Source organism: Nesterenkonia muleiensis (assembly GCF_003600155.1).
Lineage (GTDB): Bacteria > Actinomycetota > Actinomycetes > Actinomycetales > Micrococcaceae > Nesterenkonia > Nesterenkonia muleiensis.
Window position 1 is genome coordinate 1 of the sequence record NZ_QWLD01000002.1, and the last position, 3,271, is coordinate 3,271.

Below are 3,271 nucleotides of genomic sequence, written 5' to 3' on the forward strand. Positions count from 1 at the left end.
CCATCGGCTCAGCGAACCCGCTGCAGCCTGAACCAGCCCTCCATCATTCCCAGGCCGATTCAAGCCTGTTCCAGAGCCGATTGGGCCAGCGCGGTCTGCTTACTGGTAGACACTCTCCATCCCAGGATGGCCCGTGAGTACACATCGGTGATGAAAGACACATAGTAGAACCCTTGAGTGGTCCACACATAGATGAAGTCGGCCACCCACCACTGCTCCGGCCGGCTGGGGTAGTTCCAGCGCCGCCGTATGTGGTCCGGGTCCGCGGTGCCCTCGGATCCGAGACTGTGGTGAAAGTCCGTCGGCGGCCCCGCGCACACCGCTGATCCCGGCGATACCCATCAGCGGCTCCACCCGGTCACGGCCCCAATCGTGGCCTGCACGCCGTGCGCTCTTCCAGAGCTTCCGACGCCCGTAGAGCCGCCGGTTGGTGACCCACAGTGCGTACAAGGTGCTGGCGTCGTAGGCATCGGTCAGATCCCTGTCGGTGGGCATGAAGCCTCGGGCCTGATGGGCGTAGAAAGTTGACGGGGCGATCTGCGTGCCATGCTTAGAGAGCACAGCGCAGATCGGCTCGACCTAAGAAGCGGTGCCGATATTGGCGGATGTAGGCGACTATCGTCCCAGTCTGCTCCTCGTGCATCCGCTGCATACGAATTAAGCTGACGAAGTACGCAGGATTTCATTAGCCCGCTTCAGCCGGGCGTTCTCGGCCTTCAGCTCTGCGAGCTAGGTATCGCGCTTTTTAATCTCAGTTGGCGAATACCCCGGTGCTTCGAGATCCCGGACGATCCAGTTCTTCAACGTGGCTTCGTTGATACCCAAAACCTCGCCGACCTCGCCGCGGGCTTGAGCCTTCGAGACCCCGTCTACCTCTTCGAGCCGCTCGGCATACATCCGCACAGCCCACGCCTGAGTCTCGGGGTCATAGTGTGAACGTGCTGGCATGATCCTATTCTCCTGCTTAAATCACGCTCTCCACCACCCCAGGCCCGTTGAGTAGCGACCCGGAGCCTGAGGCGCCCGTAACCCCGGCCAGGGAGCGGGCGCCTCACCCTGCCCTTGACAAACCAACACTACATATCAGCTTCAAGGCGCCGACGCTTATCCCGGGTGGGCTTCAGATAGCGGTCGATGGTGACCGGGCTCATGGACAGCACCTGGCTGATCACCTCATCGGTGAGCCTCTCAGCGACCCGGTCCAGCTCCTGGTGAGTAGCCTTAGATGATGGGCCAGGACGGCGTGGAGGTACTTACCCGAGGGCTCACCGGCCAGTGACCACACCTCAATGAGCACCACCAACGCTGAATACGAGTAGCCCCGCCCCCGAGGCTTACGCTTCTGCTGGTTTGTCCGGCCTTTCCGCTGCCTGGCGGTGCGGATGGCTCGGCGGGCGTTATCCCTGGACCAGCCAGTGGCCCCGCAAAGCTCATCGAGCAACCGACCTTTCTCCTGCTTCGAGGCCTGCCCATAAGCCTTGGCGTACTTCTTGGTTGATCTCCCGGCGCGCGCCCATCGACAGCTCCTGGCTCATCCATAGAGTCAACCCGGTTTTCACGGGCAACTCTCCATTGCGGCACCCGCATGGTTTCGCCGGCACATTAGCTGAATCTCGTCCTGACATAATCTCTGGCGCAATTGTGCAATTGGGTAGCGATGTGGGCGTGAGCACTAGAGTAAATCAGATGGATCCTCAGTGAGCTTTCGCCCTCTTTCGGGGACTTTTCCACAACCAATCGCTTCGCCACAACATCCAGAGTGGCAACACGCCCGAACGCATATCAGAGGGATCCCCGTCTGCATCGCTATCGACGGCCCCCTGACTCCGATCGGAATACCTCAACTAATGTCTACAACAGGGCATCAGGCTCACGGTTGACGGCCTCTTGATAAATTGGCTGGAAATGCAACCACGCCATGTAAGGAGTGGCTAAATGATCCCGGGAGTGAATGGCAGCTTTCTCATCAATAGCGTGGATCTCACGCCCTGTGGACTCAGCTTTCATCTGAATCTCACACGCCCGATCAGCAGCAATGAACCACCAGGTGGCCTCGTCAACGCTTTGGCGCCCAGCGCTAAACAGTCCGTGATTCTGATGAATAGCGATCTTGGCAGATCCGAATGCCTCAGCGACCTTCTCACCTGCCGACTTCTCAACGACAACTGCACCCGCTTCTTCCGTAATAACTGCTTGATCGCCATAGAACCCGCAGGCTGTCTGCGTAATGGGGTCTAACGGTCGCCCCATCGCGGCCCATGCCATTCCGTTCGTTGTGTGAGCGTGAACAGATGCCAGCACATCAGGGTTTGCTTCATGAATCGCCGAGTGCAACACGAATCCCGCGCGATTGACCGCATAATCTCCCTCCACAACACGACCATCGTGATCTACGAGAATCAGATTCGATACTCGGACATGACTGAATGGCACAGCGAAGGGATTGGTCCAGAACAGGTCTAAGTTCGCTGGGTCCCGCACCGTTAGATGACCGGCAAAACCATAGTCGTATCCCAACTTAGAGAGAACGCGACAGGATAATGCCAGTCTTTCCTTTCGGTGCTGTCGCTCCTCACTAACAGATTCAAATGACGGCCACTCAGGGAATATTAAGTCCTTCTGGTCAGGCTCATAGACTGATTTTTGCACACCTGTTGCCACGACGAAATGCTCCTCAAACTAGGATTAAGTAGGTATTGGCGCCAATTCAAAGAATAGCATGCAGTGATCCGCAACACAAGGAGCCGCAGCGCTGTTTTAAAGACGTAGTTCGACCCCCAGGTCCTCATGCTGGCTATCAGCTGAGCAACCACGCAATGCAGAGCGTCACCGGGAACGACAAGACCGAGCTTGCGAACACTACGTGCCGTACGAGCAATTGTGGCATTCGATGGTGCATGGCAAATAGCAGTACATTCTGCGCCGTCGGTAGTGCAGCCATAGCAGCCAGCCCAAGGAGGTCGACACCAGACAAGCCCCCAACGGAACTCCCAAGAACGAGCGCAACTGCAGGCATCAGGACTGTCTTCCCAAACAAGGATGCAAGGCTGTCTACCAGTCGAGCGCGTGATCCGAACGGGCACTCAGCTCGTAAGCTCATCCCGAACATGATGAGAACGAAACGAGGGAAATTGACGACTCGCCTATCATTCTCAATGCTCCGATAGGAACGCTTGGAGAGAGATCCCAATAATTGAGGTGACTACACCTAGTGGCGTGTCGCTGCTTAGTTCTTGGGTGTGTTGTTGAGAGGTTGGTGGCTGGCAGATCT

3 protein-coding genes and 1 pseudogene are annotated in these 3,271 nt (G+C 57.3%); all 4 read right to left on the reverse strand.

Annotated elements, in window-relative coordinates; all coding sequences use genetic code 11:
* Window positions 1-59: 59 nt before the first annotated feature.
* The 4 genes and pseudogenes from DVO78_RS17830 to DVO78_RS00190 all read right to left on the reverse strand — a co-directional run bounded on the left by DVO78_RS17830 (window position 60) and on the right by DVO78_RS00190 (window position 2,661).
* Window positions 60-320, reverse strand: coding sequence for a DDE-type integrase/transposase/recombinase (locus DVO78_RS17830; RefSeq protein ID WP_120002798.1), 261 nt, complete (start codon window positions 318-320; stop codon window positions 60-62).
* Window positions 321-372: 52 nt separating this feature from the next.
* Window positions 373-495: pseudogene (locus DVO78_RS18265) on the reverse strand (hypothetical protein); the annotation flags it as partial.
* 234 nt (window positions 496-729) lie between these two features.
* Entirely contained in the window at window positions 730-948 is a 219-nt protein-coding gene (locus tag DVO78_RS00180; protein WP_120002799.1) for a hypothetical protein, read from the reverse strand.
* A gap of 903 nt (window positions 949-1,851) precedes the next feature.
* The gene (locus DVO78_RS00190) at window positions 1,852-2,661 is read right to left on the reverse strand and encodes a class II aldolase/adducin family protein (RefSeq protein WP_120002801.1); all 810 of its coding nucleotides are present in this window, start codon (window positions 2,659-2,661) and stop codon (window positions 1,852-1,854) included.
* Window positions 2,662-3,271: the final 610 nt, after the last annotated feature.